We start from the raw sequence: 25,764 nt of genomic DNA on the forward strand, positions 1-25,764 counted from the left end.
AATTCCTTCAAGAGGGATTGGGTCTTTTTAAATAGTTAGTATGGATTCATCTGCTTCAATTTCTGCTTTAAGGCTTAACCATTTCACCTTCTTTTCTTTGTCTGCCGTTTTCCAGTCATACCGTTGATGAAGATAGTTGTAAACCACCAACCTGCGATATTTTAGGAAGCGGGGCATTGCTTCTAGCCACCAATCATCGAAATGGTGTATCTCTTGGTAGCCTTTTAAAAACGAGGAAAGAAAAAGAGACATATAATCATCGAGGGACTCTCGCTTTCTTTCCTGTTGGTTAAATTTACTGATGACCGAATACAGGATAACGGCAATGTCATAAGCGAACCAATGGTAGCATGAATCGTCAAAATCAAAGGCTGTGAGAGCACCTTCATCTGTAACAAAAAAGTTGCGGGCATGGAGGTCACAGTGTACAAGGCCGTAATTCTTTGAACACATGGGAAGCGTATTTAACCAGGTTAACAGCTCAGTTGCTCTGTGGCAGACTATTTTTTCTTTCTGAGGCAGTTGCCTTAAATCCATCCAGGACTCTTGCTTCCAATCACGGCGGTTTAGATTTTCTAATGGGGTATAAGATTGGGTGAGTATATGCATTTGTCCTATCAATCGCCCCCAATTGACAACCATATTCGAGTTCCAATCTTCACCGACAGGGGTATGGCCAGGAGCTTTAACGAACATGCAAGCATGATATCCATTGGTTGCTGGTTCAACCCATCTTCCTGCTTGCGAAGTCAAAATCTTAGGTACAGAAACGCCATTAGCATACAAATAGTTCATGAAATGCAATTCTGCTGCGGTTTCATCTTCATTACGCCATCGTTTATGCGTCAGGCGTAATATCCGGGAAGGATTACTGTTTTCTGCTGGGTAATTATAGACATCATTTACGTTGCCGCCTATGTGTGTAAGCCATTTGCAATTGAGTCCAAATGCATCAGATGCTGCCATCAATACTGATTGATCCACCCGCCCACTCCCCTTTTCGAATTCTCAATACATATTTAATTTAATAGTAAGGGTTGAATATCCTGCAAAAATACGAAAGTTGATTCGGAGGGGAAGATTCATCCAATATATTTCTTCAGGCTGATTTAATCCTTTAATTAAAAATCATGCCGTGTGACAGTCAGCTGGATCACAATCCCGAACGGATCTCTGACACGTGCATAGCCTGGACTAAATGAGTTTTTTTCAAAAGGTGTCAGAACATGAACTTTTTCGTGCTGAGTGAGTTTCTCATAAAGTGCTTCAATGGCGGGGAAATCTTTGGACTGGATACATAGGGAAAAGCTGTTGCCGAGCTGCCAGGGTCGGGCAGGATCCATCTCCTCTTCCGCAATCATGATTTTATTACATCCGATCTGCAATACAGAATGAGTAATGTAGTTCTCCTCGCCTTCTTTATACGTAAAACTAGGGTCCATCTCTGTCATCTCTTTGTATGTTTTTTTGAATAATACTTCGGCTCCTAAATACGATTCGTAAAACGTGATGGCTTCTGCACCTCTGCCGTCCAATGATAAAAAAGGAATCACTTCCAGTTTCATGGGGTTGCCTCCTTGGATTTTGTCTTTTACACTTTAAGTGTATAAAAATAAGGTGACAGATCGTGGCACCTATAAGGGGAGGAAAATGAAAAAAGCAGAACGGATCAATCAGATGCTGCGTTATATCAACAAAAAACAGCGGTTCACGTTAACGGACTTGATAAACGAATTCGATATTTCAAAGAGGACGGCGCTCCGTGACATTGAAGCGCTGGAGGAGATGGGTGTTCCGCTTTATGCGGAATATGGACGTTATGGAGGCTATCGCTTGGTGCGAACGATGAATTTGCCTCCCATTACATTCACCAGCCATGAAGTTTTTGCGCTTTATTTTGCGATGCAGGCGATCAAAAGTCTTGCCCGCTCTCCGTTTCGGGTCACTTTTCAATCGATCTCTGAAAAATTCTTGGAAAGTGTCTCTCCAAAACAGAGGGAACAAATTGACAACATTCAGAACCGACTCTCGTTTTTTCATGGGAATCAGACGCACGAAGGGCATTACTTGGAAGAGATCCTGATGGCAGCGATAGAACAAAAGGTCATTCGAATCGAATATGCTGGGGCAAAGGGACCAACAAGCCGTTCCATCCAGCCCATTGCACTTTATGCGAGGAAAGGGTATTGGTATTGCCAGGCGTATGATGTGGAGAAAACCGCATACCGGGTGTTTCGGTGTGACCGTGTCATCTCTCTAAAAGATGCAAATGCTGAACATGGATTGGATTTAAAAGAGATAACCATTCACAATGCTCATAGCCTATGGAAGCCGACCGATCAAGCCATATCCTTCAGCTGCCGAATCACCTCCGAAGGTGCGGAGAAATTTAAGCAGGAGAATTTCCCTTCCATGAAAATCACGGAAAGGGAGGAAGAGCTTTATCTTACCGGAACCTATGAACCCGTAGAGATTGATTTTATTGTTTCCTATCTTGCTGGATTCGGCAGAAGTCTTTCTGCCATTGAGCCGTCAAGTTTGAAAGAAGAACTAAGACGGTACTATACAGAACTCATCCGTTCTTTGTCCTAAAGGGTTTTAATGTTTATGTATTGTTGCCACAGATCAGGGGAATTAAAGAAATGACAACAAGTGTCGTGACAAAACCCCGTTTTCTTTCCGTTGTAGAAAGACTGTAACCGCTTTACAATTAATACATAAGTCCTATTTACTAATTAATTTTAAAGCGATACATGAAGGGAGTTTTGATAGATATGGCTAATCCTGAAGAGAAAAAGTCAGGCGCTAAAGTGAAAATTCAGCGCTTTGGCAGCCATTTGAGCGGTATGATTATGCCGAACATCGGGGCGTTTATCGCCTGGGGTATCATCACCGCATTATTTATTCCAACCGGATGGATTCCGAATGAAGACTTGGCGAAGCTGGTCACACCGATGATCACCTACTTGCTTCCGCTACTGATTGGGTTTTCCGGCGGACGCATCGTCTACGATTTGCGCGGTGGTGTGGTCGGTGCAACGGCAACCATGGGGGTTATCGTTGGTGCTGACATTCCAATGCTTTTAGGTGCCATGATTATGGGTCCTCTTGGCGGATGGGCGATAAAGAAATTCGACAAGATGATCGATGGTAAAGTCCGATCTGGTTTTGAAATGCTTGTCAATAACTTTTCTGCCGGTATCATTGCCGGTATTCTTACCCTCGTTGCCTATAAAGGCATCGGGCCGGTCGTATTAACATTGAACAAAACCTTGGCAGCAGGCGTGCAGGCGATCGTTGACGCTCACCTATTGCCACTGGCCAGTATCTTTATTGAACCGGCAAAAGTGTTGTTCCTGAACAATGCGATTAACCACGGTATTTTGAGCCCGCTTGGTATTGAGCAGGCGGCCAAAGCCGGAAAATCCATTCTCTTCTTGCTGGAGTCCAACCCTGGACCTGGGTTTGGTGTGCTTCTGGCATACATTCTTTTTGGAAGAGGAATGGCGAAACAATCTGCACCGGGAGCAGCAATCATTCACTTCCTGGGCGGAATTCACGAGATTTACTTCCCATACATTTTAATGAAGCCAATGCTTCTTTTGTCCGTTATTGCCGGTGGTGCATCAGGTGTATTCACATTCCTGCTTTTTGATGCAGGTCTTGTGGCTGCTCCATCACCAGGAAGCATTTTCGCACTGATTGCCATGACACCAAGAGGACATTATCTTGGCGTACTCGCAGGGGTGCTTGTCGCCACAGCGGTTTCCTTCCTGATTTCGTCCATCATCCTGAAGTCCTCCAAGAAAACAGACGACGATGATGACGAATTGACCAAAGCAGCAGAAAAAACATCTGCACTAAAAGGTAAAGAAAGCCGTGCTTCTTCTCTAATCAACAAACCTGAAGCGAAAAAAGAAGAGCCAGTAGCTGCGAAAACACGCAGTGATGTAAACAAAATTATTTTTGCATGTGATGCAGGAATGGGCTCCAGTGCAATGGGTGCTTCTATTCTGAAAAATAAAGTTCAAAAAGCAGGACTGGATATCGCGGTATCCAATACGTCCATCAACAACCTTCCGTCCGATGCGGATATCGTCATCACACACAAGGATCTGACCGACCGTGCGAAGGCGAAGCTTCCGGGTGCAGAGCACATTTCAGTGGAAAATTTCCTGAACAGCCCGAAATATGACGAGCTGATGAATGAGCTGAAAGAGGGACAGGGTGCTGCTCCGGCTGAAGCTGTGTCAGAGCCGGCAGCAGAGCAAGCAGAAGATAATGAGTACACCGATGTTTCCAAGATTATTTTCGCATGTGATGCAGGAATGGGCTCAAGTGCGATGGGTGCCTCTATCCTGAAAAACAAGGTGAAGAAAGCCGGACTCGATGTTGCCGTGTCCAACACATCCATTTCCAACCTGCCTGACGATGCCGATGTGGTCATCACGCATAAAGATTTGACCGATCGTGCTAAGACTAAGCTTCCGGGTGCGAAACACATCTCAGTGGAAAACTTCTTGAACTCACCCAAATATGATGAGCTGATGAGCAAATTGGAATCAGCCAAAAAATAAGCGAAGGAAAGCCGGACACTGTGTCCGGCTTTTTCGCTTCGTATTTAAATGTTGGCAACAACCCGAATGACGAAAATGCTTTTTCATTTTGTTGTTTCAAGGGTTTTTAAAGATTTATTATAAATATAGGGTATACAATTTAAAAGTTGTCATCAATCTAAGAAAAGATTCACCAAACCTGCACCTGCTTATGGGAGTGAGGAACATGTATATATCGGCAAGAGAACGGCTGATATTCGAGATCTTGTTATCCAAAAAGGAAGAGATGACAGTCAAAGATCTTGCGGATGCCATTGATGTCAGTACCCGCACCATTCACCGCGATTTAAAAGAATTGGAGAATACGCTGAAAAGCTATAATTTAGAGCTTGTTAAAAAGTCAGGGGTCGGCATCCAGATTGTCGGGTCCGAGGAAAACATGGAAGAGCTGAGGATGGCGCTCTTTCAACTGTCGTATAACGAATACACGCCGGATGAACGGCAGACGATTATCGTTTGTACACTCCTCGAAGCGAAGGAACCGGTGAAGCTTGTTTCCCTGGCCCACGACCTCAACGTCACCATTGCCACCATCAGCAATGACCTGACGAAACTCGAAGGGCGGCTGAATGAGTTTCACCTGACCCTTGTGAGAAAACGAGGCTATGGGGTGGAAATCACCGGAGATGAGAGCGCCAAACGGAGAGCGATGAGCCAAATCATCGCGCAGAACCTTAACGAAACTGACTTTTTGTCACTTGTTAAGGAAAATATCCAGAAGCGTTCCCTGCAAACGACCGATTCGATTTCTGAACGGCTGCTTGGCCTGGTGGAAAAGAACCGGCTCATTACGGTAGAGCACGCCATCGAGGAAGTGAACGATGAGCTTCCCTATCCAATTGCCGACAGCGCCTATATCGGACTTGTCGTTCATTTATCTCTGGCGATTGAGCGGATTCTTCAGGGTGAAAACATCAACATGGATGATGCGTTTCTGGAACGACTGAAGCTTGAGCCAGAGTATAAAGCAGCAGAGAAGATCATCAACAAGCTGAAGAAGGTATTCAACACCGACATCCCTGAAGCGGAAATCGGTTACATTACGATGCATCTTCAGGGGGCCAAGCTCCGGCGGGACAAAGAATACCTGCTGGAGGAGTCCAGTTTTCAAACGGCGGTAAAAGCCAAGAGCCTGATTACCTTTATCGCTGACAAAACGGGTACCGACCTGTTGCAGAACACATCGCTTTTTCAGGGGCTGGTGACCCACTTAAAACCTGCCCTCTACCGCATTAAGCAACAAATGGGCATAACCAACCCGCTTCTGCCGAAGATTAAGACCGATTATAAAGATCTCTTTGACTTAGTGAGGGAAGCGGTATCCGTCATCTTTCCAGATCTGGACGTTCCGGATGAGGAAATCGCCTATCTGGTCATGCACTTTGGATCGGCACTGATGAACGGCCGCGAGTCCAATGATCTGAAGGCACTCGTCATTTGTTCCACCGGGATTGGAACATCCAAAATGCTGGCTACCGTGCTCAAGCGGGAAATTCCGGAGATCAGCGAATTGAAAAACGCCTCGCTCTTTGAATTGAACCATATGGATACCACTTCATATGATCTTGTCATCTCAACAGTTAACCTGCCGGATTATCATCTGCCGCATATTGTCGTCAGCCCAATTCCCGATCAGGAAGAGCTTAAGAAGGTCAGACAATGGGTTGCCGAAACAAAGAGCAGGCAGCAAACAACAGAACGTGTTCCGTCAGAAACTGTAAAACAGGAGCGGGATCCCCTGCAGGTACTGGCCGAAATGGAAAACATCAAGCATTATACGGATGCTGTTACCGATGTACTTCGCGGGTTTCAACTCTTTCTTTCGGGAAGCGGGCAAGATGTGGAAGACGTGTTGAGAGAGGCATGCGAAACATTAAAGGCTCAAGAGGTTTTACAGGATAGCGAAGGTGTCCTTGATGCATTGATCAAGCGTGAAAGGTTAGGCGGATTGGGGATCCCGAATACGTCACTGGCACTTTTTCATGCGCGAAGCCCGCACATCACAAAACCCTCCTTCACGATTTTTGAGCTGCAATCTGAAGTGACGGTTACGGCCATGGATCAATCGGCCATTGAAATTAACCGCATTTTACTGCTGCTTGCTCCAGAGGCGTTTACCAGTCAGGGGTTGGAGGTACTGAGTACTATCAGCTCTCTTATTATTGAAGATCAGGAGAGCATCACGCGGTTTGAAACAAAGGAAGAACAACACATATTGTCTTATCTTACAAAAAAGCTTCATCAGTTTTATGACGAAAAACTACAGGAAATAAGGAGAGGTTAACATGTCAACGATTCTAAACGATCAAAACATAGTACTGAAAGCAGAAGTGAACAACAAGGAAGAGGCCATCCGCCTGACCGGAAAATTGCTTGTGGAAAACGGCTATGTTGAACCGGACTATGTTGAGAAAATGCTTGAGCGAGAGGAATTAACTTCTACGTACATGGGGAACTATGTAGCCATTCCTCATGGAACAGAAGATGCCAAAAAATCAGTAAAAGAATCAGGAATTGTAATCATCCAAGTGCCTGGCGGTGTGGAATTTGCACCAGGGAGCGATGTTAAGCTCTTGATTGGTATTGCCGGAAAAGGCGATGAGCACCTTGAACTTCTTTCCAAAATTGCGATTGTCTGTTCCGCGGAAGAAAACGTCATGGGTATTGTGAATGCTTCTTCCAAGGAAGAAATCATGGCATTCTTTGAGGATGTTGAGTAACATGCTGGCAGTACATTTCGGAGCAGGCAACATCGGCAGAGGATTTATTGGCAACTTATTGTACCAGTCAGGCTATGAAACAGTGTTCGTGGACGTAAATGACGAACTTGTCTCACTTTTAAATGAAAGAAAGCAATATACCGTTGTTCTTGCAGATCAAAGCCAGCAGGAGCAAATCATCAAAAACGTTAGTGCCATAAACAGCAGTACTGATGCTGAAAAAGCAGTGGAAATGGTCGCAAAAGCTGATCTTGTAACAGCAGCTGTCGGGCCAAACATTCTGCCTTTTATCGCCGGAACCATCACAGAAGGATTGCGAAAGCGGGCAGCGGCAAGTGACGCACCGCTGAACATCATCGCCTGTGAAAACATGATCGGCGGAAGCACCCTTCTAAAGGAAAAGGTGTTTGAAAAATTGAATAAAGATGAAAAACAACAGTTTGAATCCCGGTTTGGATTTCCGGATGCAGCGGTCGACCGCATCGTGCCAAACCAATCCAACGAAGACAAACTAATGGTCAAGGTTGAGCCTTTCTATGAATGGGCTGTGGATCAAACCAAAATTGTGGGAACCAAACCGGATGTGGAAGGCATTACGTATGTAGATGACCTGAAGCCGTATATTGAACGTAAATTGTTCACCGTAAATACCGGGCATGCGGCAGCTGCCTATCTCGGTTATCATGCGGGTGTGCCAACGATTGATGGAGCCATGAACAACCCGGCAATCAAAGAAGTGATCGAGGGTGCAGTGAAGGAAACCGGAGACATGCTCATCAGCAAATACGGCTTTGAGCGTGCAGCGCATGAAGCGTATGCTGCGAAGATTGTAAACCGGTTCACGAACCCGTATATTTCGGATGAGGTGACCCGTGTAGGCCGCTCTCCGATCCGTAAACTTGGACCGAACGACCGCCTCGTCAGCCCTGCGAAGCAGTATCATGAATTGACCGGCGACATTCCAGCTTCTTTAACCAAAGTCATTGCAGCCGCTCTGCTGTATGACTACAAAGAAGATCCCGAGGCAGTAACCGTTCAGGAGACGATTGCTTCCAAAGGACTGGAGCAGGCAATTGAGCAGTTTACAGAAATTCCAACAGCGTCTAAGCTGTCCAAGGCGATCATCAGCCACTATGAGAATATGAAAAAATAAAAAAAGCAGGAAGGCTTGGGAATAGCCTTCCTGCTTTTTTTGTTAGAAAACCCGGCCGGTGCTGATGACCGTCTGGCCGCCTGTCTCTTTCAAGATCCGGTTCAAGTCAGTGAGGATCGCCCCCACATCCCGCAAAATGGTCAGTGATTCATACCGTTTCAGAATCACCAGGCAACGGGATTGAGTTTCTTGTGCCTCTTTTAAGCTTGAGATCAGAATCAACAAATTTTCAGCCGATGGATTAATGACCGTTTCTCCATAATGAGCAACACACATCGCTGTTTGCTCAATTGCCCGGTTTAGTTCTTCAATCTCCTCAGAGTCGGTGCTTGTATCAATAATCGATGATAAGTCACGGATGCCGCGCGCAATGCCCCGTATTTGCAGGGTAATGTGATTAAGATGCTTCATGCCCGTTTCGAGATGGGTGAGCCGGATTCTTCGTTTGGTGAAAAACGGGGTGAAACGAAGATTTTCACGCGCGAGAATGACGGCTTCGATTCCTTTCTCGTTCCGTTCTGTGAGTTCCTTGACTTCCTGCTGAATCTCCCGGCGGTGAGCCGGATCCTTGTCCCACAGCACGACCAGATCCTTTAATGTCCTGGAAGCCTGATTGGATAGTTTAAGAAGAAGCTCTTCTGCTGCCGGAATGGCATTCGGAGGAACAAGCAGCGCATTGGTCAGAACGGCGATCGCGGAACCAATGAACGTTTCAATGATTCGGCTGAACGCATAACCCTGTCCAAAAGCGAGAACCAGGATCGAGCTGACGCACACCTGTGACGTCACCCCGCCGGGCATCTTGAAGGCTGTCGTTACGGCCATGCCGATCAAGACAACAAGCATGATGGAGCCAGCATTTACTTGAAGAAAATACCCGATCAGCATGCTGATAATCACGCCACCTATGACGCCGCACACCCGGTAAAACCCTTTTTGAAGAGAGCCGGCGATGGTGACCTGCATGGTCAGAACAGCGGCCAGCGGGGCGAAAAAGGGGTAGTCATTTTGAGAGAGATGGGAAGATACAGTCCAGGAAAGCGCGGCTGCGATGGCTGTTTTTAACACTTGAAGAGTAATCCCAAGTCGAAGTAAGACTTCCAATCCTTTTTTCAATGGCGTTTTCCTTTCTATAGAAAGTTTCTATTATTGGTCTTTTTCCACAAGGAAAGAGGATGAAACCTGCTTGAGCGATCTTTTTCTATACTCAGTATTTCCTTATATGCAGGTATTTTAACAGATTTCAGGTGTCGAAGAGGAGATGAAGTCCTCACGGGCTTTGTCTGGGCGGACGAGTTTATATAATCGGGATTTTGCGTGTAAATGTGGTAAATGGCGCGTATTTATAATAAATGGCCCGGTATTTCCTTCAAAACGGCTGGCGGTAAATTAAAATCTGGTGAAACCATACTCACTCAAAATCCCCTCTAAAAACTCAGTAATGTTTCGTTCTCCTCCTCAGAAGGGTAAGTATAATTACCCCCCTTTGATTTCGCTTCTAAAACCAGGGAATCAAAAATACACTGGTTGAAAGATCAAATTGTATTTAACGAAAAATTTTGACTACTTTGGCAGCAAGCGTTATAATAAGTCAAAAGGAAGTGAGAATAAATGAATATGCTAAAAAAGATTGTTATTCGAGGGATCGGATCGAATCTTCTTGTGCTGTTTGCCATTTTGCTTCTTCCGGTGTTCCTGTTGACGGACAATGTCAACGTCTTTCAAGAGCTGGTTGATTATATTTTCAAGCCTGATTAATCGATAAACACCACGTTATGTGTGGTGTTTTTTATGTGGGGAAAAGATTAGGCAGCATGATAAAAGTGAGGAGAGAACATCCATGGGGAAAATCATAATGCTCGTGATTGTTTTGCTTGCCGGCATGGGACAAGGCATGCAGGCCGCTGTAAATGGAACGCTCGGAAAAAGGATCGGCTCCATTGAAGGGGCATTTGTTTCCTTTTTTACAGGAACGGTCATGCTTTTGGTGATTATGCTGATCTGGGGAAACGGAAGCTTGAGCACTGTCTGGCAGGTGCCGAAATGGAACCTGATCGGAGGCATACTGGGAGCCATCTATGTGTTTATCGTCATTCTTGCCGTACCGAAAATTGGAGTGACGAGCGCCATTACCGCTGTTATTATCGGCCAGCTCATGATGAGTGTAATCATTGACCACAACGGCTGGTTCGGCAATGAAGCGATTCATTTTACATATAAAAAGATGATTGGATTGGTATTGTTATTGGCCGGTTTGTATTTTGTTTTTTCGGACAAGCATTGAGCATGTTTTTTGGTGAATTTCAAGCATTGTTTAAACGAAAGGCCTGTGATAATTTAAAAAAGAGCTGTGTTTCAGAGCCAGTAGGTGGCGGCTGCTGAAGGACAGGGGGAAATCCGCCTGTGCGTGAAAGCGTTATCAGAGGAAGGCGGACAGAAAGAGGGGGAGAGACAATGGAATACGGAGTAATGATCTCCATCGCCATTTATATGGTGGGGATGCTTTTGATCGGTTATTTTGCCTATCGCCGGACGGCCAATTTATCGGATTATATGCTGGGCGGCAGAGATTTGGGGCCGGCAGTTACAGCACTCAGTGCCGGGGCATCGGATATGAGTGGCTGGCTGTTAATGGGTCTTCCGGGGGCAATGTATGTTTCGGGATTAAGCGCAGGCTGGATTGTGGTCGGATTAACATTGGGGGCTTATTTGAACTGGCTGTTTGTTGCTCCGCGGCTGCGTACCTACACAGAAATCGCGAACAATTCCATTACCATTCCGGATTATTTTGAAAACCGGTTTAAGGATACTTCACGGATTTTGCGCATAACATCGGCAATTGTTATTTTAATCTTTTTTACATTTTATGCGTCATCCGGCATGGTAGCAGGGGGCGAACTTTTTAAATCAGCGTTCGGTCTCGATTATTCGACTGGCATCTGGCTGACCGCCAGTGTGGTGGTGCTGTATACGTTGTTTGGCGGTTTTCTTGCTGTCAGCTGGACCGATTTTGTGCAAGGCACCATTATGTTTGTGGCGTTGATCCTTGTTCCGGTTGTGACGATTTCCAGCCTTGGCGGAACTGGGGAGACGTTCTCTGAGATTCGCTCCATTAATCCTGAATTGCTCAATGCTTTTAAAGGAACAAGTATCATTGGCATTATTTCTCTTTTGGCCTGGGGGCTCGGATATTTCGGGCAGCCGCATATTATTGTCCGGTTTATGGCCATTAACTCCGTAAAACAAATGAAGAGTGCACGAAGAATCGGCATGGGTTGGATGATCTTTTCCATTGTCGGAGCTATGTTTACCGGGCTTGTGGGAATCGCGTATTTCCACGCAAACGGCGGAAAGCTTGAAAAGTCGGAAACGGTGTTCATCGTATTGTCCGATGTATTGTTTCACCCATTAATCACCGGGTTTTTGCTGGCAGCCATTTTAGCTGCGGTCATGAGTACGATTTCCTCTCAGCTGCTTGTGACATCCAGCGCGGTAACCGAGGATTTTTATAAAGCCTTTTTCAGAAGAACCGCTTCGGACAAAGAGCTGGTCCTGGTGGGCCGATTGGCGGTTCTGGGTATTTCTCTGATTGCGCTTCTCCTGGCGTTTCATCCAAACAAAACGATTCTGAATCTTGTCGGTTACGCTTGGGCTGGATTTGGAGCGGCGTTTGGTCCGGTTGTTCTTCTCAGTCTGTACTGGAAACGCATGACGAAATGGGGAGCGTTCTTCGGAATGATTTCCGGTACACTTACCGTGATTATTTGGGAACAAGTCAAAGCGCTTGAAGCTGTATATGAAATTATTCCCGGGTTCATCGTCTGTGGAATTGTCATTATCGCCGTCAGCCTTCTGACAGCAAAGCCATCAGCTGAGGTCGAAAAAGAATTTAAAGAAGCACAACAGATTGCATAAGAAGCAATAAGGACCGTCCTTTTTACAAGGGCGGTTTTTTTCTGCTTACTAAAGGTCATTGTTGCTGTGAGAACATTGATGTTAAAGAATCTTCATGGATTTGTTGATTGAAGTGTAAGGTGCGAGACTCCAGCAGGGAAAGCGGGACAGGTGAGACCAAGGAAGGCGCTTGCGCCGACGGGCTCACCGCACGCCCTGCGGAAAGCGAGCATCTGAAACGGAAATCAACTCCCAAGAGCAACAGCGTTACTCCTGTCACCAAATTGTCATCTTGTTCTTGTCTTGAACAGTTCAACTCTTGAACTAGTTATGGTCTAATAGAAAACAGAGGTGAATAGAATGGATGTTGGAAAATGGAAAAGCATTTTGGGTCGGTATGAAGTGGCTTCTTTCACGGTGAACAAGCGGTTTGGCTCGATGATCAAGGAACAGCTTCAGGATGTATTGACCGTTGAGCAGCAAATGACACTGAGCTATATCAAACGGTTTGGTTCTTGTACTACTACAGAGCTGGCAGAAGCCTTTTGTGTGCAAAAGAGTGCCATTACCGCCATTGTCACGAGGCTGGCGGAAAAAGGATACATTCACCGGCTCAGAGATGAAAAGGACCGGAGAATCGTTTATCTAAAATTGACAGAGGAAGGGTCTGACGTTTTTCAGTGGGGAGAAGAAAAAGTGTTTGAAGTGGTGTCTCCTTATTTAAAAACGTTCAGTGATGAAGAGATAGAAACCTTCTTAACGCTTTATGAAAAGCTGGCATCCCAGGTGAATGAAGAATAGGAGAGGGGAAACAGAATGAAAGCTGTGCTAAAAGCAAAGTGGGTTATTGCGGTTGTCTGGATTGCTCTGGTTGCGGCTCTGGTGCTGCTGGCGCCCAATATGGCGGAGCTGGTTCGTGAAAAAGGGCAGATCAACGTGCCGGACGGGTATTCTTCCAGCTTCGCTCAGAAGCTTCTTGATGATGTAGACAAGAAAGAGAAATCAGCGGATGAATCACAGGTTGCGCTTGTGTTTCACAAAAATGAGAAGCTGAGCAGTGGTGACCTCAAAGAAATAAAAACCGCAATGCATCAATTGAAACAAGATAAAGAAAATGCAGGGATTACGGAGGTTCTCACCCATTTTGATAATAAGGAGCTGAAGGATCAGCTGGCGTCCAAGGATGGGAAGACCGTCCTTTCCCTAGTGACGGTCAATACCGCGAACAAGGAAGCAGCTGAGATTTCCGACTCCCTCTATAGCGAGTTAAAGGATGTTAACGTTCCTCACTACTTTACGAGCAGCTGGATGATCGACGAGGATGTGGTGGCAAGCTCACAGGAAGGATTAAAGAAAACGGAATACATAACCGTCGTCTTCATTCTCGCCGTCCTGTTTGTTGTGTTCCGTTCTTTAGTGGCACCGCTCATTCCGCTCGTGACCGTCGGAATCTCGTATATTGCGGCGCAGTCAATTGTAGCCCTTTTGGTGGACCGCTGGAATTTCCCGCTGTCCACGTTTACGCAAATTTTCCTGGTGGCGGTTCTTTTCGGTATCGGGACCGATTATTGCATCCTTCTGCTCAGCCGGTTTAAGGAAGAGATGGGCAGGCATGAAAGCTTGCCGGATGCGATTCTGGCTACATATAAAACGGCAGGCAGAACCGTGTTTTTCAGCGGACTTGCCGTGATGATCGGATTTGCAGCGATTGGTTTTTCTACTTTTAAACTCTATCAATCTGCTTCAGCTGTAGCGATCGGGGTAGCTGTGCTGCTGCTTGCTCTATTAACACTGGTGCCGTTTTTTATGATGGTTCTCGGCAGCAAGCTGTTCTGGCCATCGAAAGCGGCAATGGAGCACAAGCAAAGCAAAATTTGGGGAGCGGCCGGTTCATTTTCATTTAAACGCCCGCTTGTAACCCTCATTATTGTTGCTGCGGTCGTCACTCCTTTTCTGGCAACCTATGACGGCGATCTATCATTCAATTCGTTGGATGAAATCGGGGATAAGTATAATTCCGTTAAAGCTTTTAATGTGATTTCAGAAAGCTTTGGCCCGGGAGAGTCTCTTCCTGCCAAAATTGTACTGAAAAACGACGAACCGATGGATAGCTCGGAGTACATGGCAACGATTGAAAAGATCAGCCGGGAAGTCGAGCAGGTGAACGGTGTTGACCGGGTGCGGAGCGCCACCCGTCCGGTAGGTGAGCAATTAAAAGAACTTCAGGTTACCAAACAGGCAGAGTCACTGGATGACGGACTATCCAAAGGGAATGACGGATTGAAGAAAATCAGCGGTGGCCTTTCTAAAGCAAGCTCACAGCTTAGTGATTCCCAGCCGAAAATGAAACAAACGACCGATGGAATTGGTGAACTAGTAAATGGCACCAACAAACTGAAGTCAGGAATCGGCGACTTATCCGGTGCGCTATCCCAAATTGAAAAAGGGATGTATGACAGTTCCCAAGGTGCAGGAGATTTGAAGGCCGGCGTAGAGAAGGCTAAATCGAGTGCGGATCTGCTGGCCAACAGCAGTCAACAGCTTCTTTCAGGCTATCAGGCAATGGAGAACGGACTCGGAAAGCTGCAAGGCGGTTATGCACAAGTGGGGCAGCAGCTGAAGACCACAGCAAACGGTCTTTCCCAGTTGCAAGGCAGTTTTGCTCATCTTGAATCCAAATATGGCAGTGAAGATCCAAACCAGGATATTAACAAAGACCCGCAATATCAGGCCATTAAAGGCACCTTCACCCAATTGCAGGGCGGACTCGGCAAGATGGCCGGCGGGCTCGAGCAGCTGAACAGAAATCTGAATAGGGTTAAGGCCAATATGAGTAAAGCAAACGATGGTCTCGGCAAGGTAGTATCTGGTCAAAAGCAGTTGGCTGACGGTCTTGGTTCGATTTCTGCAGGTCTTGGCGAGCTTGAATCAGGAATCAATAAAGCAGCGGACGGCCAGCAGCAGGTAATTGCAAAATTGCCTGAAGTACAGGGCGGGCTTGCGAAGATTGCCGGTGGGCAGGAACAGCTGAAAAGCGGCCTCGGGCAAATGGATTCCCAGCTGGCAGAGCTGTCTGACGGGCTAAATTCCAGCGCCAAAGGCATAAAGAAGGTATCTGGAGGAATCGACTCGGCCAATGATTATCTTCAGTCCCTGTCTTCCGCAAAAGATCCCGAGATGGCAGGCTGGTTCTTGCCTGAGGATGTTTTAAAAGAAAAAGAGTTTCAGCAGGTGTTTGACGAGTACATGCCGGGTGACCGGAAATTGACCACACTGGACGTGATTTTTAAGGAAAATCCTTATTCCCGGGATGCGCTCGGCCAAGTGGATGAAATCAAGAAAGCCGTGAAGCGGGCCAGTACCGCCACCAACCTTGAAAATGCGAAGCTTGGGATCAGCGGGGTCACAAGTATCTATTCGGATCTGAACGATATATCTGCATCCGACTATTCAAGAACCGTCGTATTGATGCTTGTGGGAATTGCGATCATTCTCATCATTATGCTGCGTTCCTTTATCATGCCGCTGTACATTATCGCTTCATTGATTCTGACGTACTACACAGCGATGGCGTTTACCGAATCGATTTTTGTGAACCTGCTCGGGTATACGGGCATAAACTGGGCAGTGCCGTTTTTTGCCTTTGTCATTCTGGTGGCTCTTGGCGTAAACTACAGCATCTTCCTGATGGACCGGTTCAACGAATACAAATCGCTTTCTGTTAAAGAGGCCATGCTGCTATCCATGAAGAATATGGGGACGGTAATCATTTCGGCGGTGGTCATACTGGGAGGAACATTTGCCGCGATGTATCCTTCAGGTGTTCTCTCCCTTCTCCAGATTGCAACCATTATTTTAAGCGGGCTGCTGCTTTATGCGTTTGTTATTTTGCCATTGTTTGTGCCTGTGATGGTCAAAACCTTCGGAAAGGCAAACTGGTGGCCCTTTATGGAAACGAAAAAAGAATAGTCTCATTCATGCAGTGTGCCGTGAGTACACTGCTTTTTTGCAGATAAACAAAAAAAGAGACAAGATATAAAATCTTGTCTCCAGGGATGATTAGCAGCCGCCTTTTCCACAACCGCTGAGGAAGCCGCCGCCATCATGGCCGCCTCCGCACCACGAACAGCCGATGATAATCAACAGAATGAACAAAACGACGATGATCGCAAAGCCGCCTCCGCCAAAACCACAGCCGCCCCAGCCGGGATATCCATATCCATAGCCAAATCCGCCTGCGCCGCCGAATCCTACGCCGCCAACCCCAGCGCCTCCAAATCCACCAGCGAATCCCGGGCCGTAGCCAAATCCGCCGCCATAGCCGCCGCCATAGCCGTAGCCAAATCCTTGACGCTTATTTCTGTAACCAGACAATGTGTAGATCTCCTTTCTTCCAGCAATTTTATAAAAAGTTACTTGCCATATAGAATATGAAAAATGGCTGGAAGGGTTTGGACATCTACTGGGACAATGGTGGAATTTGCCGGGGGTTAAGACGGCGAAATTTAGCGAATTTCCCCGGAAATATAGCTTAAGAGGTTTGGAAAACAGAAATTACAAGGATCTTTTTTTCAATTCATGCTCCAATCTTCCGGTGAGCGTAAAGAAAAACATTTTAAAATCGGCGCGCAAAGACCAGAGAGGATGGCCAAAAGTGGCCGGTTTGTTACCTTCGATAAAAAAATGACTGTACCAGGCAAGACCATACGCTGTAATTGGCGCAGCCAGCAAGAACCAGGCATTGATCGTGGCACCGAGTGCGAGAAAAATAAAGACAAGGGATGTACCTGTAAAATGCCAGGCCCTTGTGCATTTCTTGGAGTGCTGTGATAAATAAAAGACCCAAAATTCATCAAAGGTGTTTATTTCCGGTTTCTCTGCCTGGTGATCAACATGATGCATAGCAGTGTTCCTCCTTCAAAGCTTGTGTATATAAATTTCGATACCCATCGCTTTTTTCCCTTTAATAGGAAGAAGGTGTCCTCTTGACCATGCAAAAAAAGATTAGCTTTTTGACATAAGGGTAAATTAACGGAGACAAGTGTTACAGGAAAAAAAGGAAGGTGCCAATATGCTAAAACCACAAACAAAAGAACGTGTTGATGTGCTGTATTCTCTTTTGGGACAACAGCTTCAAGAGGAAGACTTTAATGAAGACCGTCTTCAGAAAATCACAGAGATCAGTCAGCTTCTAAAAGAAGATGTGGAAGTAGGAGAACAGACGACAGAAGTCTTTGACGATATTGTTTCCATCGGCCAGGATGCTATGGAAACCAAGCAGGATAAAAAAGAATTCCTTGCATCCAAATCCAGAGAGCTTCATGAGTATTATGAGCACCTGAAGAAGTTGATCGAAGAATAAATAGTTTTGAATTCAATGTTTCGGGGAACAAGTACCAATGAAAAGAGTCTAAACTTGGAGGGATTGCAAATGGATGAGAAAAAAGTAGTTGGCGTTTTTTCAACAGAAGAAGAAGCGGTGTCGGCGATTAATTCGTTGAGAGAACGAGGCTATGCGGAAGGTGACATCTCTGTAATCGCCCGGGATAAAGAGGAACGGCGTCATATTGAAGATGAAACGGGAACCAAAGCCGGAGAGGGCGCTGCTGCAGGTGCGGCGACAGGCGGTGTCCTTGGAGGTGTGAGCGGTCTTTTGGCCGGACTTGGAGCCCTCGCGATCCCGGGAATCGGACCGATTGTAGCTGCTGGTCCAATCGCAGCTACTTTGGGCGGAGCTGCCATTGGAGCGGGAGCTGGCGGTCTGGTCGGCGCATTGGTCGGTATGGGCATTCCTGAAGATGAGGCCGAGGAATACAACAATTATGTGGAAAGCGGAAAAATTCTTGTTCTTGTGGACGCGGATAAGGAACGCCGGGAACACGTCTACGACACATTCCGAACTAACAATACGCTGAACTCCCGTTATTACGACAGAGATCTGCCGGGAGAAGACAGCGGCAAAATCTATTAATAAGCGAAAAATATTGAAGAAAGCTAAAGCAGCGTAAACCGGTTGCTTTAGCTTTTTTGCATTGCGCCTTTTGTCGATGAAATGTTGTTGATTAGAAGGGTGAGTTGGTGTAAAAATAAAATAAAACGACTAGTCATTTTATTGGAGGGGATTGGATTGTTGACATTCAAAAGGTTCAGCATGTTAAGTCTTGAAGAAGCGGTTCATCTGTTCAATGAGGGGTTTAGGTATTATTTTACCGATATTCATCTTACGGTGGATGCTCTGATTAAAAAGATGGCCAATGAAGAGATATCACCGGAGCGTTCCCTGGTTGCCTATGACCAGGACCAACCGGTGGGGTTTGTCCTGAATGGTTTTAGAACGATCAACGGCCAGAAGGTTTCCTGGAACGGAGGCACGGGCGTGATTCCGGACTACAGAGGAAAAGGAATCGGCAAAGAACTGATGAACGCCTGCATGGATCTATATAAGCAGGAAGGAGTCGGCTGTCTCATGCTTGAGGCGATCTCTGAAAATACAAAGGCCATTAAGCTTTATGAGAAAATAGGATATAAAAAAACGGATGACCTGGTTTTCTTTGTTTCTAACGAAAGTCTTTCCAGGGATGCTTTCTCCTACAGCGGAAGCTATGATGTGGTTCGTGCTCTTCCGCAGGAAATAGTGGCTCTCGATTTTTATGAGCATTTTTCGCCATGGCAGACACAAGCACAAGGTCTGGCAGGAGCCGAGGCAGTGGTAGTCAAATCGGGTGAAGAATCCGTAGGGTATGCGCTGTACAGGAGCGTGAGAAACAGTGAGGGCAAGATTGAGAGTATCGTCCTTTATCAGTGCGAAGGAAAACCGGAATTTAATGAAAAAGAAGATGTGATCCTGTGTTTGCTGCATTCTGTGTTTCAACCGGCCCTTACGGATTGCAAGCGTATGACCTTCAATTTTCCGAAAAGCAACGAACTTGCATGCCGGGCGTTTCAGAATGAAGGGTTCAACACGACCATTGAACAGGTGCATATGTCAAAAACAATTTAGCACCCCGGATTTTCAGAAATTAAAAGGGTTTTGGTGGTTCGCACAGAAAAAGGTGTGCATACAACCATGAGATCAGTACATTGGGGGAAAAAGCATGCCAAAGGTTTCAGAGCAGTATAAAGAGGAAAAGAAAAACTTAATTTTGCAGGGAGCACTCCGCTGTTTTGGTGAAAAAGGATATGAGGCGACCACGATCGACGATATTGTGAGAGTGTCCAATTTAAGCAAAGGAGCCATCTATAACTACTTTAACAGCAAGGAAGAAATCTATTTGCAGCTTCTTCAGGGAGAAACAAGGGACTTTTTCCTGGAGGTTCAAAGCGAATACCATACCTTAAAGACGGCCACTGAAAAATTGAGGTTTTTGTTTCAGCGGTTTCAGAAACAGCAGCTCACGGATGAGCGGCGAAAATCCTTCAGGCTCTACACCGAGTTTTGGCTGTACAGTGCTCGTCAGGAGGATTTAAAGAAGTTGATGGAAGAACGGTATCAGGAATTCACTGGTTTTATCCAGGAAATTATAAAAGAGGGACAGGAGTCAGGTGAATTCAAACCCATGGATGCTGAATTCATTGCCCAAATTTTTTGGGCCATCCGTGACGGCAATGCGCTTCATTCTTCACTGCTTGGTGAAGAAGAAAAATATAAAAAAACATGGGAAATGATTGAGGAGTTTTTTATCAGCGGCATTTCTTCATCAACCAGTCGGGAGTAAACCATGTCTCCCGATTTTTTTGTGCCATAAAAGCGAATAATTTCCCGGGTTATAAATGATCGTGTCGAAATGATACCACGTTATCCTCGTTACAAACGGTTGTCTGTCAAATAGGCTCGTATTTTATCAACTGGTTACACATTGCCATTTACAGGAAATGGGGTAAACTTAAATTTGGGTTTTTTTTGCAACCTTTTGATCAGGTGTATCGACTAATGAGTAGTTAGACAGGGGGGCAACGCAGTGAATGACTCGTTTGACCGGTTGTATGGTGACTATCATCAATCTCTGTTTCAGTTTATTTTTTATATGGTCAGGGACAGGGAGGCAGCGGAAGATATTGTTCAGGAAGTTTATATCAAGGTGTTAAAAGCATACCAAACGTTTCAGGGAAAAAGCTCGGAAAAAACGTGGCTGTACTCGATTGCCAGGCATGTCACGATTGACTGGATTCGCAAGCAAAACCGGCGGAAGAAAAAGCTTCTTTTTTTCAACCTGTCACAGAAGGAAAATCAGCTTGCGGACCTTCAGCCACTTCCGGATGAGTTCGTCACACAAAAAGAGTCGGTCAAAGAACTGTACCGCGCATTAGGCAGCTGTACGATCCAGCAGCAGCAGGTACTGGTTCTGCGTTATATCCAGTCGCTTTCAATAACAGAAACAGCCGCAATTCTCGGCTGGACGGAGAGCAAGGTAAAAACTACACAGCATCGGGGCCTTAAGAAACTTAAAGGGCTGCTCGACCAGAGGCCTGGTTTGGAGGAGGAATGGAAAGATGGAATCGTCTAAATGGACAGAAGAAGAAATTCAAAAACAACTGGAGAAAATGCCATCTGTTAAAGATAAACGTTCAAAAGAATTCATCTTTCATGAAATCGAAGGAAAGCTGACAGCATCGTCTGTACATAAAAGAACAGTCAAAAAAACGTGGATGATGCCAGGGCTGGCCATGGTTTGTTTGCTGGCGGTTGTCCTTCTTCTCATGCCGTTGCCTTTTTTCAAAAAAGAAGCTTCGGCACCAAGCCCGCCGGAACGTACGCTGCCAAGCAGAAACCAGGTAAAACCGAACGGAGTAGCGAGGGATCCGGAGCCGCCTGCAGAAAGAGTGGATCCAAGCGAACATGAAAATAATGCTCCCATAAAGGAGAAAGAAAAGGACCGGCCGGAACCGAAAATTGAAAAACCGCAGGATGAGAATCAAGGTAGTACTGCCCCATCAACGCAAAAAGAGCTGCCGGCGGATAAAAAAGCCAATGGAGATGAGGAAGCACCTCCTGTAACGGTTGAGGCATCAAGTGATGAAAACTATCACTCTCCTCTCATGAAGGATGAACTGAATCAGCAGCTAAAAGAAGGAAAATCCCTTGTGACCGTTGCCTATCGCGATGATCAGGCGGAGCTTGTGGTCCCGCTCTCCTTTCTTGTAAAGGGGGGAGGAACGTATGCTGATAAAGTGGAGGATGTGCTTGGTTCTTTCCATCCGGAAAAGGTCGGCCTTCAGCCAACACTGCTGAACCAGGCAAAGCTGTCGGAAAAAGAAGGAGCAGTTGTTGTTAATCTTCCAGCAGGCTCTGTCTCTTCTTCTGAAGAAGCACTGCTTCCGAAAGTACTGGGCTACACGTTTGGTTATAGTGAAGGCTATTCCAAGGTGAAGTTTGAAACGGATGGAAAACCAGGTTATGAGTTTTCCAATCTGGGTTCAAAGGAAGAATTGGATGTGGACGGGGTAAGGGGAGGTCCCGCTTTTTCTTATACGACCTCAACGGGCGATGAATTTTTGGTAGACAGCAATGCGACCACCTTTGCAAAACCGGCCGAAAACCTGGAGAAAGCCATGGATCAGATGAAAGAAGGCTATAAAGACAAAAAGCTAGTGCCGGCTGTGCCGGAGGATACAACCCTCCATGCTGACCGTTCGGGAACGAAGGCAACGGTTACTGTAGAAGGAAAGGGCAAAGCGGACGATGAAGAAACTCGCAAAATGATGGATGCCGCCCTTGTGACAGTAAAAAATTACGGAAGCGATACGGTAGCCATTGACGATGGAGCCGGTACCGAAAAACAGGCAGACGAACAGCAGACAGAACAGGTGGGTGCCGTCAATTTTATGGAAACGAAAGAATAGTAGTAGTAAACAACCAGGTGTAGGTCACCTGGTTTTCCATTGGGAATAATCGGCATTTTTTATTCAGAGCCCGGAAGCGGGAAAAGGTGGTCCGAAAATCAGCATTAAAACCGATACCGGTGATATCGATCTGAACTAAATATAAAACGAAAACTGCCTGGATTCCAGGCAGTTTTTTTACATGGCTTTATTGATGCTGATGGGTTTTGCGGGAAGTCCTGTGCCTTTCTGGCGGGCCAGTCCGAGGTAAATACCTGCCACAATGAGCAGAAGGGCGAGTGCATGATACCAGTGGATCTTTTCATTCAGAAAAAGCGCGGCGAAGAACAAGGAGCTGATCGGCATGACGTTCAAAAATAAGGTGGTTTTGCTTGGACCAATCTCTGAGATCGCCATGTTCCACCAGGACGTACAAAGGGCAGTGGCAATGCAGCCGGAGAACACCATCACTCCAAAAGCGAAAAGGTTTGCATGATAAACCGACGGCTCAACAGGGAACAGGAACCACATGATCAGTAAAAGCAATGCGCCAAACATGTGGCTGAAGGTTGTTACCTGAAAGACGGATGCCTGTTTTACCGCTTGTTTGATCAACAGGCCGCCAGCTACATAAGCGAGCATGGAGAGAAATACAATCAGGTTCCCTTTCACTGGATCAGTTCCGGCTGAACCTGGGTGGCCGACGACAATAAGGACGCCTGTAAAGCCGAGTCCGATGCCGATAAAGCGTTTAAGGTTGAACTGATCACCAAGTAACACCATCGCCAAAAGAGAGGTTGTCAGCGGATTTAGCCCAAGGATGAGTGAACCGGCTGAGCCTGACGTAAACCGCAGTCCCTGTGAGATCAAAAGCTGATGCAGGAAGATCGAGGTAAAGCCGACCAGAAAGATGAGTCCCCAGGCCGACAACGGCAGTTTTTTGATTCCTGGTTTCCATTTGGAATAGGTAAAGATAAGCAAGCATAGAGCGGCCATTGAAATTCTCCAGGCAGACAGCTGCACAACCGGGAAAATTCCTGAAAGGTATTTAATCATAATGACATTGAGGCCCCAGATAATCGTTACGATACTTAATGAAATCAATATAAGGTAAAATTTTTTTTTTTCCATCCTGCAATCCCTCTGTCTTTTATTGTTCTGCCATCGAATATATACCTGTTTCAAGAATTTGTCTATAACACGTCTGATAAAAGAAATCCTTTTTTTGGATATACTGTTAGTAGAAGTGAGGTGACAGGCATGACAAAAGTACGGCTGGGCTATGTAGCGATGAGCATGGAGCTGCAAAATGCCTCTCCATCCCAGACGATGACATATGCCCGTTTTTCACAGATTGAAGACCGCGGGGCAGCACTCAGAAAACTCGAGCGGATCGCAAAATCCAACCTGGAGAACACGCTTCGTCTGTTACGGCACAATGCCGCCCATGACATTCATTTTTACAGAATGACCTCCCGGCTGATTCCGCTGGCTAACCACAAGGAGCTGCTCGACTGGAAATACATGCTGCCATTAAAAGAGTCACTTCGGGAAGTTGGAGAGTTCGCAAAAAAACATAAGATGAGGCTTGATTTCCATCCGGATCATTTTGTGCTGATCAATTCCCCGAAGGATGAAATATTAAAGAATTCAATACAAACGCTCAACCTTCACTATAAAATCCTTAAGGGCATGAACATTGATCCGGTCCACCGCTGTGTGATGCATGTGGGCGGCAACTACAAGGAAACGGATGTGGCCCTGGAGCGTTTTATTCATAACTGGATGTATGTGCCGCACCGGCTTCAGGAGATGATCATGCTTGAAAATGACGACTCCTCATTTACCCTTGAAGATACCTTGTATCTTTGCGAAAAGCTGGGCATTCCCCTGGTCTTTGATTATCATCATCATCTGGCCCACCACTATAATGATAATTGGCAGGAGAACTGGGAGAGGGTAGTACACACATGGTCCCATTCACCCCTGCCGCTAAAAATTCATATCTCCAGCCCGAAGAGTGAAAAGGAATTCCGGCACCATGCGGACTTTGTTGATCCGGATCTATTTTTTCGTTTCCTGGACGGAATAAAGGGAAGTGTTCAGCAAGTCGACTGCATGATTGAAGCGAAACGCAAGGATGAAGCACTGTTTCAGCTAATGGAGAACATTAAAGAGAGAAAAGAGGCCGAAGTGATTAACGGAGCTTCTTTCTATTTAAAATAAAAACCAAAAAAAACCCTTGATAGATAGACTAACCTAAGTAAATGAGACACAATAAAACACCTTCGAAATGTTACACTTAAAACAAGTGAGAATTCGGAGGTGTTTTTGCATGGGCAAAAACGTATATTCAAGTGAAGTGAAGTGGGCTGTGATTAAAGATAAAATGAGCGGCCAATTGACCAACCAGGAGATTATGGAAAAGCACGGGATTAAGAACAAAACGCAAATTAGTACCTGGATGAAATGGTATAAAAATAATGAGATCCATCGGTTTGATCAGCCGATTGGAAAGCAATACACCTATGGGCTTGGTCCAGACATCCTGAGTGAGGAAGAGAAAAAAGAGAAGAAATATGCCCATTTAAAACAGGAGAACGAAATCTTAAAAAAGTACTTGGAGATGGTAAAGGAGTTGAAAGAGAAGTAGTCCTGCAGCTTGTGGAGAAATTGCGGAAAAAGTATACGGTCTCTGCCGTTCTATCCGTATTAAATGTGCCGCGGGCGAATTACTATCGCTGGGTCAAGACGCTTCCGTTGAAATCATTAAGCAGAGAAGAAACGGTCATTAGTTCATTGTGCAAGGAAACAAAATATCGATATGGACACCGCAAAATCAAAGCCTTATTATGGCGTCAGCACCAAGTAAAGCTCAATCGAAATACCGTTCAGCGCATAATGCAGAAACATCATCTTCAATGCAGGGTAAAGCCGAAAAAAAGATGGAAATCCCAAGGAGAAACGATCGTGGTGGCCCCCAACCTATTAGAGCGAAATTTTCGGGCCAGCGCGCCCAATCAGAAATGGGTGACGGATATTACCTATATTCAATATGGATCGTCTACCCTTTATTTATCGACGGTTATAGATTTATATAATAACCAAATTGTAGCCTATAAACTCTATACACATCAGCAAACCCCCTTAGTCATGGATACGCTAAAAGAGGCTTTGGACCATAGAGGGAACCCGAAAGGGGTAATTCTCCATTCCGATCAGGGCAGTGTGTATACTTCCTATGCCTTTCAGAACTTTGTGAAAGAGGAAGAAGTAATCAGCAGCATGTCGCGAAGGGGCAACTGTTGGGATAACGCCGTCATCGAGTCGTTTCATTCCAATTTAAAATCGGAACAATTTCAGTATGTAAAATTCAATTCTTTATCTTTAGATAAGGTACGTGAGCAAATTGACCATTATATAAACTACTACAATGAAGAAAGAATACAAGAAAAATTAGGCTACCATTCACCCATGGAATTTGGTCGAATGGCAGCCTAATAAAGGTGTTTTATTCTTGTCTCATTTCAATATGGCAGTCTAAGATAAGGGTTTTTTTCTT

General features: G+C 45.6%; 24 protein-coding genes. 18 read left to right on the forward strand and 6 right to left on the reverse strand.

The window, feature by feature from the left end; all coding sequences use genetic code 11:
* Positions 1 to 27: 27 nt before the first annotated feature.
* Complete coding sequence (locus QNH15_RS01025; RefSeq protein ID WP_283891925.1) at positions 28 to 984, reverse strand: phosphotransferase enzyme family protein; 957 nt, start codon at positions 982 to 984, stop codon at positions 28 to 30.
* Positions 985 to 1,121: 137 nt separating this feature from the next.
* Positions 1,122 to 1,565, reverse strand: coding sequence for a VOC family protein (locus QNH15_RS01030; RefSeq protein WP_283891927.1), 444 nt, complete (start codon positions 1,563 to 1,565; stop codon positions 1,122 to 1,124).
* Positions 1,566 to 1,650: 85 nt separating this feature from the next.
* Here QNH15_RS01030 and QNH15_RS01035 point away from each other — a divergent pair, with 85 nt between their 5' ends.
* From QNH15_RS01035 to QNH15_RS01055, 5 genes are all read left to right on the forward strand, one after another.
* A complete protein-coding gene (locus tag QNH15_RS01035) occupies positions 1,651 to 2,592 on the forward strand; it encodes a helix-turn-helix transcriptional regulator (RefSeq protein WP_283891929.1) in 942 nt (313 codons plus the stop codon).
* Positions 2,593 to 2,774: 182 nt separating this feature from the next.
* Entirely contained in the window at positions 2,775 to 4,577 is a 1,803-nt protein-coding gene (locus tag QNH15_RS01040) for a PTS mannitol transporter subunit IIBC (protein ID WP_283891930.1), read from the forward strand.
* Positions 4,578 to 4,782: 205 nt separating this feature from the next.
* Complete coding sequence (locus tag QNH15_RS01045; RefSeq protein ID WP_283891932.1) at positions 4,783 to 6,900, forward strand: BglG family transcription antiterminator; 2,118 nt, start codon at positions 4,783 to 4,785, stop codon at positions 6,898 to 6,900.
* 1 nt (position 6,901) lies between these two features.
* Positions 6,902 to 7,336 (forward strand): PTS mannitol transporter subunit IIA, encoded by a 435-nt coding sequence (locus tag QNH15_RS01050; protein WP_283891934.1) that lies wholly within the window; start codon positions 6,902 to 6,904, stop codon positions 7,334 to 7,336.
* A gap of 1 nt (position 7,337) precedes the next feature.
* Complete coding sequence (locus QNH15_RS01055) at positions 7,338 to 8,489, forward strand: mannitol-1-phosphate 5-dehydrogenase (protein ID WP_283891936.1); 1,152 nt, start codon at positions 7,338 to 7,340, stop codon at positions 8,487 to 8,489.
* Between the two features lie 42 nt (positions 8,490 to 8,531).
* On the opposite strand, the gene QNH15_RS01060 is transcribed toward QNH15_RS01055, so the two are convergent.
* Complete coding sequence (locus tag QNH15_RS01060) at positions 8,532 to 9,605, reverse strand: FUSC family protein (RefSeq protein ID WP_283891938.1); 1,074 nt, start codon at positions 9,603 to 9,605, stop codon at positions 8,532 to 8,534.
* A 495-nt stretch (positions 9,606 to 10,100) separates the two neighbouring features.
* Between QNH15_RS01060 and QNH15_RS01065 the strand changes: the two genes are divergently transcribed.
* The 5 genes from QNH15_RS01065 (at position 10,101) to QNH15_RS01085 (ending at position 16,352) form a co-directional block, all read left to right on the forward strand.
* Positions 10,101 to 10,247, forward strand: coding sequence for a hypothetical protein (locus tag QNH15_RS01065; protein WP_170834480.1), 147 nt, complete (start codon positions 10,101 to 10,103; stop codon positions 10,245 to 10,247).
* Between the two features lie 82 nt (positions 10,248 to 10,329).
* A complete protein-coding gene (locus tag QNH15_RS01070; RefSeq protein ID WP_061975806.1) occupies positions 10,330 to 10,773 on the forward strand; it encodes a DMT family transporter in 444 nt (147 codons plus the stop codon).
* 170 nt (positions 10,774 to 10,943) lie between these two features.
* On the forward strand, positions 10,944 to 12,404 hold the full coding sequence (putP, locus tag QNH15_RS01075; RefSeq protein WP_283891940.1) for a sodium/proline symporter PutP: 1,461 nt from the start codon (positions 10,944 to 10,946) through the stop codon (positions 12,402 to 12,404).
* Between the two features lie 339 nt (positions 12,405 to 12,743).
* Positions 12,744 to 13,184 (forward strand): MarR family winged helix-turn-helix transcriptional regulator, encoded by a 441-nt coding sequence (locus tag QNH15_RS01080; protein WP_283891942.1) that lies wholly within the window; start codon positions 12,744 to 12,746, stop codon positions 13,182 to 13,184.
* Between the two features lie 15 nt (positions 13,185 to 13,199).
* The gene (locus QNH15_RS01085) at positions 13,200 to 16,352 is read left to right on the forward strand and encodes an MMPL/RND family transporter (RefSeq protein ID WP_283891944.1); all 3,153 of its coding nucleotides are present in this window, start codon (positions 13,200 to 13,202) and stop codon (positions 16,350 to 16,352) included.
* Between the two features lie 90 nt (positions 16,353 to 16,442).
* Here the strand turns inward: QNH15_RS01085 and QNH15_RS01090 are convergent, their stop codons facing one another.
* Positions 16,443 to 16,757, reverse strand: coding sequence for a YjcZ family sporulation protein (locus QNH15_RS01090; RefSeq protein ID WP_283891945.1), 315 nt, complete (start codon positions 16,755 to 16,757; stop codon positions 16,443 to 16,445).
* A gap of 180 nt (positions 16,758 to 16,937) precedes the next feature.
* Entirely contained in the window at positions 16,938 to 17,285 is a 348-nt protein-coding gene (locus QNH15_RS01095) for an Mpo1-like protein (protein WP_283891946.1), read from the reverse strand.
* Positions 17,286 to 17,454: 169 nt separating this feature from the next.
* Here QNH15_RS01095 and QNH15_RS01100 point away from each other — a divergent pair, with 169 nt between their 5' ends.
* The 6 genes from QNH15_RS01100 to QNH15_RS01125 all read left to right on the forward strand — a co-directional run bounded on the left by QNH15_RS01100 (position 17,455) and on the right by QNH15_RS01125 (position 22,223).
* On the forward strand, positions 17,455 to 17,745 hold the full coding sequence (locus QNH15_RS01100) for a hypothetical protein (protein WP_283891947.1): 291 nt from the start codon (positions 17,455 to 17,457) through the stop codon (positions 17,743 to 17,745).
* Between the two features lie 69 nt (positions 17,746 to 17,814).
* Positions 17,815 to 18,354, forward strand: a complete 540-nt coding sequence (locus QNH15_RS01105; RefSeq protein WP_283891948.1) for a general stress protein — start codon at positions 17,815 to 17,817, stop codon at positions 18,352 to 18,354.
* Between the two features lie 156 nt (positions 18,355 to 18,510).
* Positions 18,511 to 19,383 carry a GNAT family N-acetyltransferase gene (locus QNH15_RS01110; RefSeq protein ID WP_283891949.1) on the forward strand — a complete coding sequence of 291 codons (873 nt, stop codon included), beginning with the start codon at positions 18,511 to 18,513 and terminating at the stop codon, positions 19,381 to 19,383.
* Positions 19,384 to 19,477: 94 nt separating this feature from the next.
* A complete protein-coding gene (locus QNH15_RS01115; protein WP_283891950.1) occupies positions 19,478 to 20,098 on the forward strand; it encodes a TetR/AcrR family transcriptional regulator in 621 nt (206 codons plus the stop codon).
* Positions 20,099 to 20,341: 243 nt separating this feature from the next.
* Positions 20,342 to 20,887 carry an RNA polymerase sigma factor SigX gene (locus tag QNH15_RS01120; RefSeq protein ID WP_061975825.1) on the forward strand — a complete coding sequence of 182 codons (546 nt, stop codon included), beginning with the start codon at positions 20,342 to 20,344 and terminating at the stop codon, positions 20,885 to 20,887.
* Positions 20,874 to 22,223, forward strand: coding sequence for a hypothetical protein (locus QNH15_RS01125; protein WP_283891951.1), 1,350 nt, complete (start codon positions 20,874 to 20,876; stop codon positions 22,221 to 22,223). Before QNH15_RS01120 ends, QNH15_RS01125 begins: the two co-directional genes overlap by 14 nt.
* Before the next feature lie 177 nt (positions 22,224 to 22,400).
* Here the strand turns inward: QNH15_RS01125 and QNH15_RS01130 are convergent, their stop codons facing one another.
* Positions 22,401 to 23,333: a DMT family transporter gene (locus QNH15_RS01130; protein ID WP_283891952.1), complete on the reverse strand. Its 933-nt coding sequence runs from the start codon at positions 23,331 to 23,333 to the stop codon at positions 22,401 to 22,403.
* 129 nt (positions 23,334 to 23,462) lie between these two features.
* Between QNH15_RS01130 and uvsE the strand changes: the two genes are divergently transcribed.
* Together uvsE and QNH15_RS01140 are read left to right on the forward strand one after the other, a co-directional pair.
* Complete coding sequence (gene uvsE / locus QNH15_RS01135) at positions 23,463 to 24,428, forward strand: UV DNA damage repair endonuclease UvsE (RefSeq protein WP_283891953.1); 966 nt, start codon at positions 23,463 to 23,465, stop codon at positions 24,426 to 24,428.
* A 109-nt stretch (positions 24,429 to 24,537) separates the two neighbouring features.
* A protein-coding gene (locus tag QNH15_RS01140; protein WP_283891546.1) for an IS3 family transposase occupies positions 24,538 to 25,703 on the forward strand; the annotation gives its coding sequence in 2 pieces (ribosomal slippage) (positions 24,538 to 24,814 and positions 24,814 to 25,703; 1,167 coding nt in all).
* Positions 25,704 to 25,764: the final 61 nt, after the last annotated feature.

It is taken from the genome of Fictibacillus enclensis (assembly GCF_030123385.1).
Classification (GTDB): Bacteria; Bacillota; Bacilli; order Bacillales; family Fictibacillaceae; genus Fictibacillus_C; species Fictibacillus_C enclensis.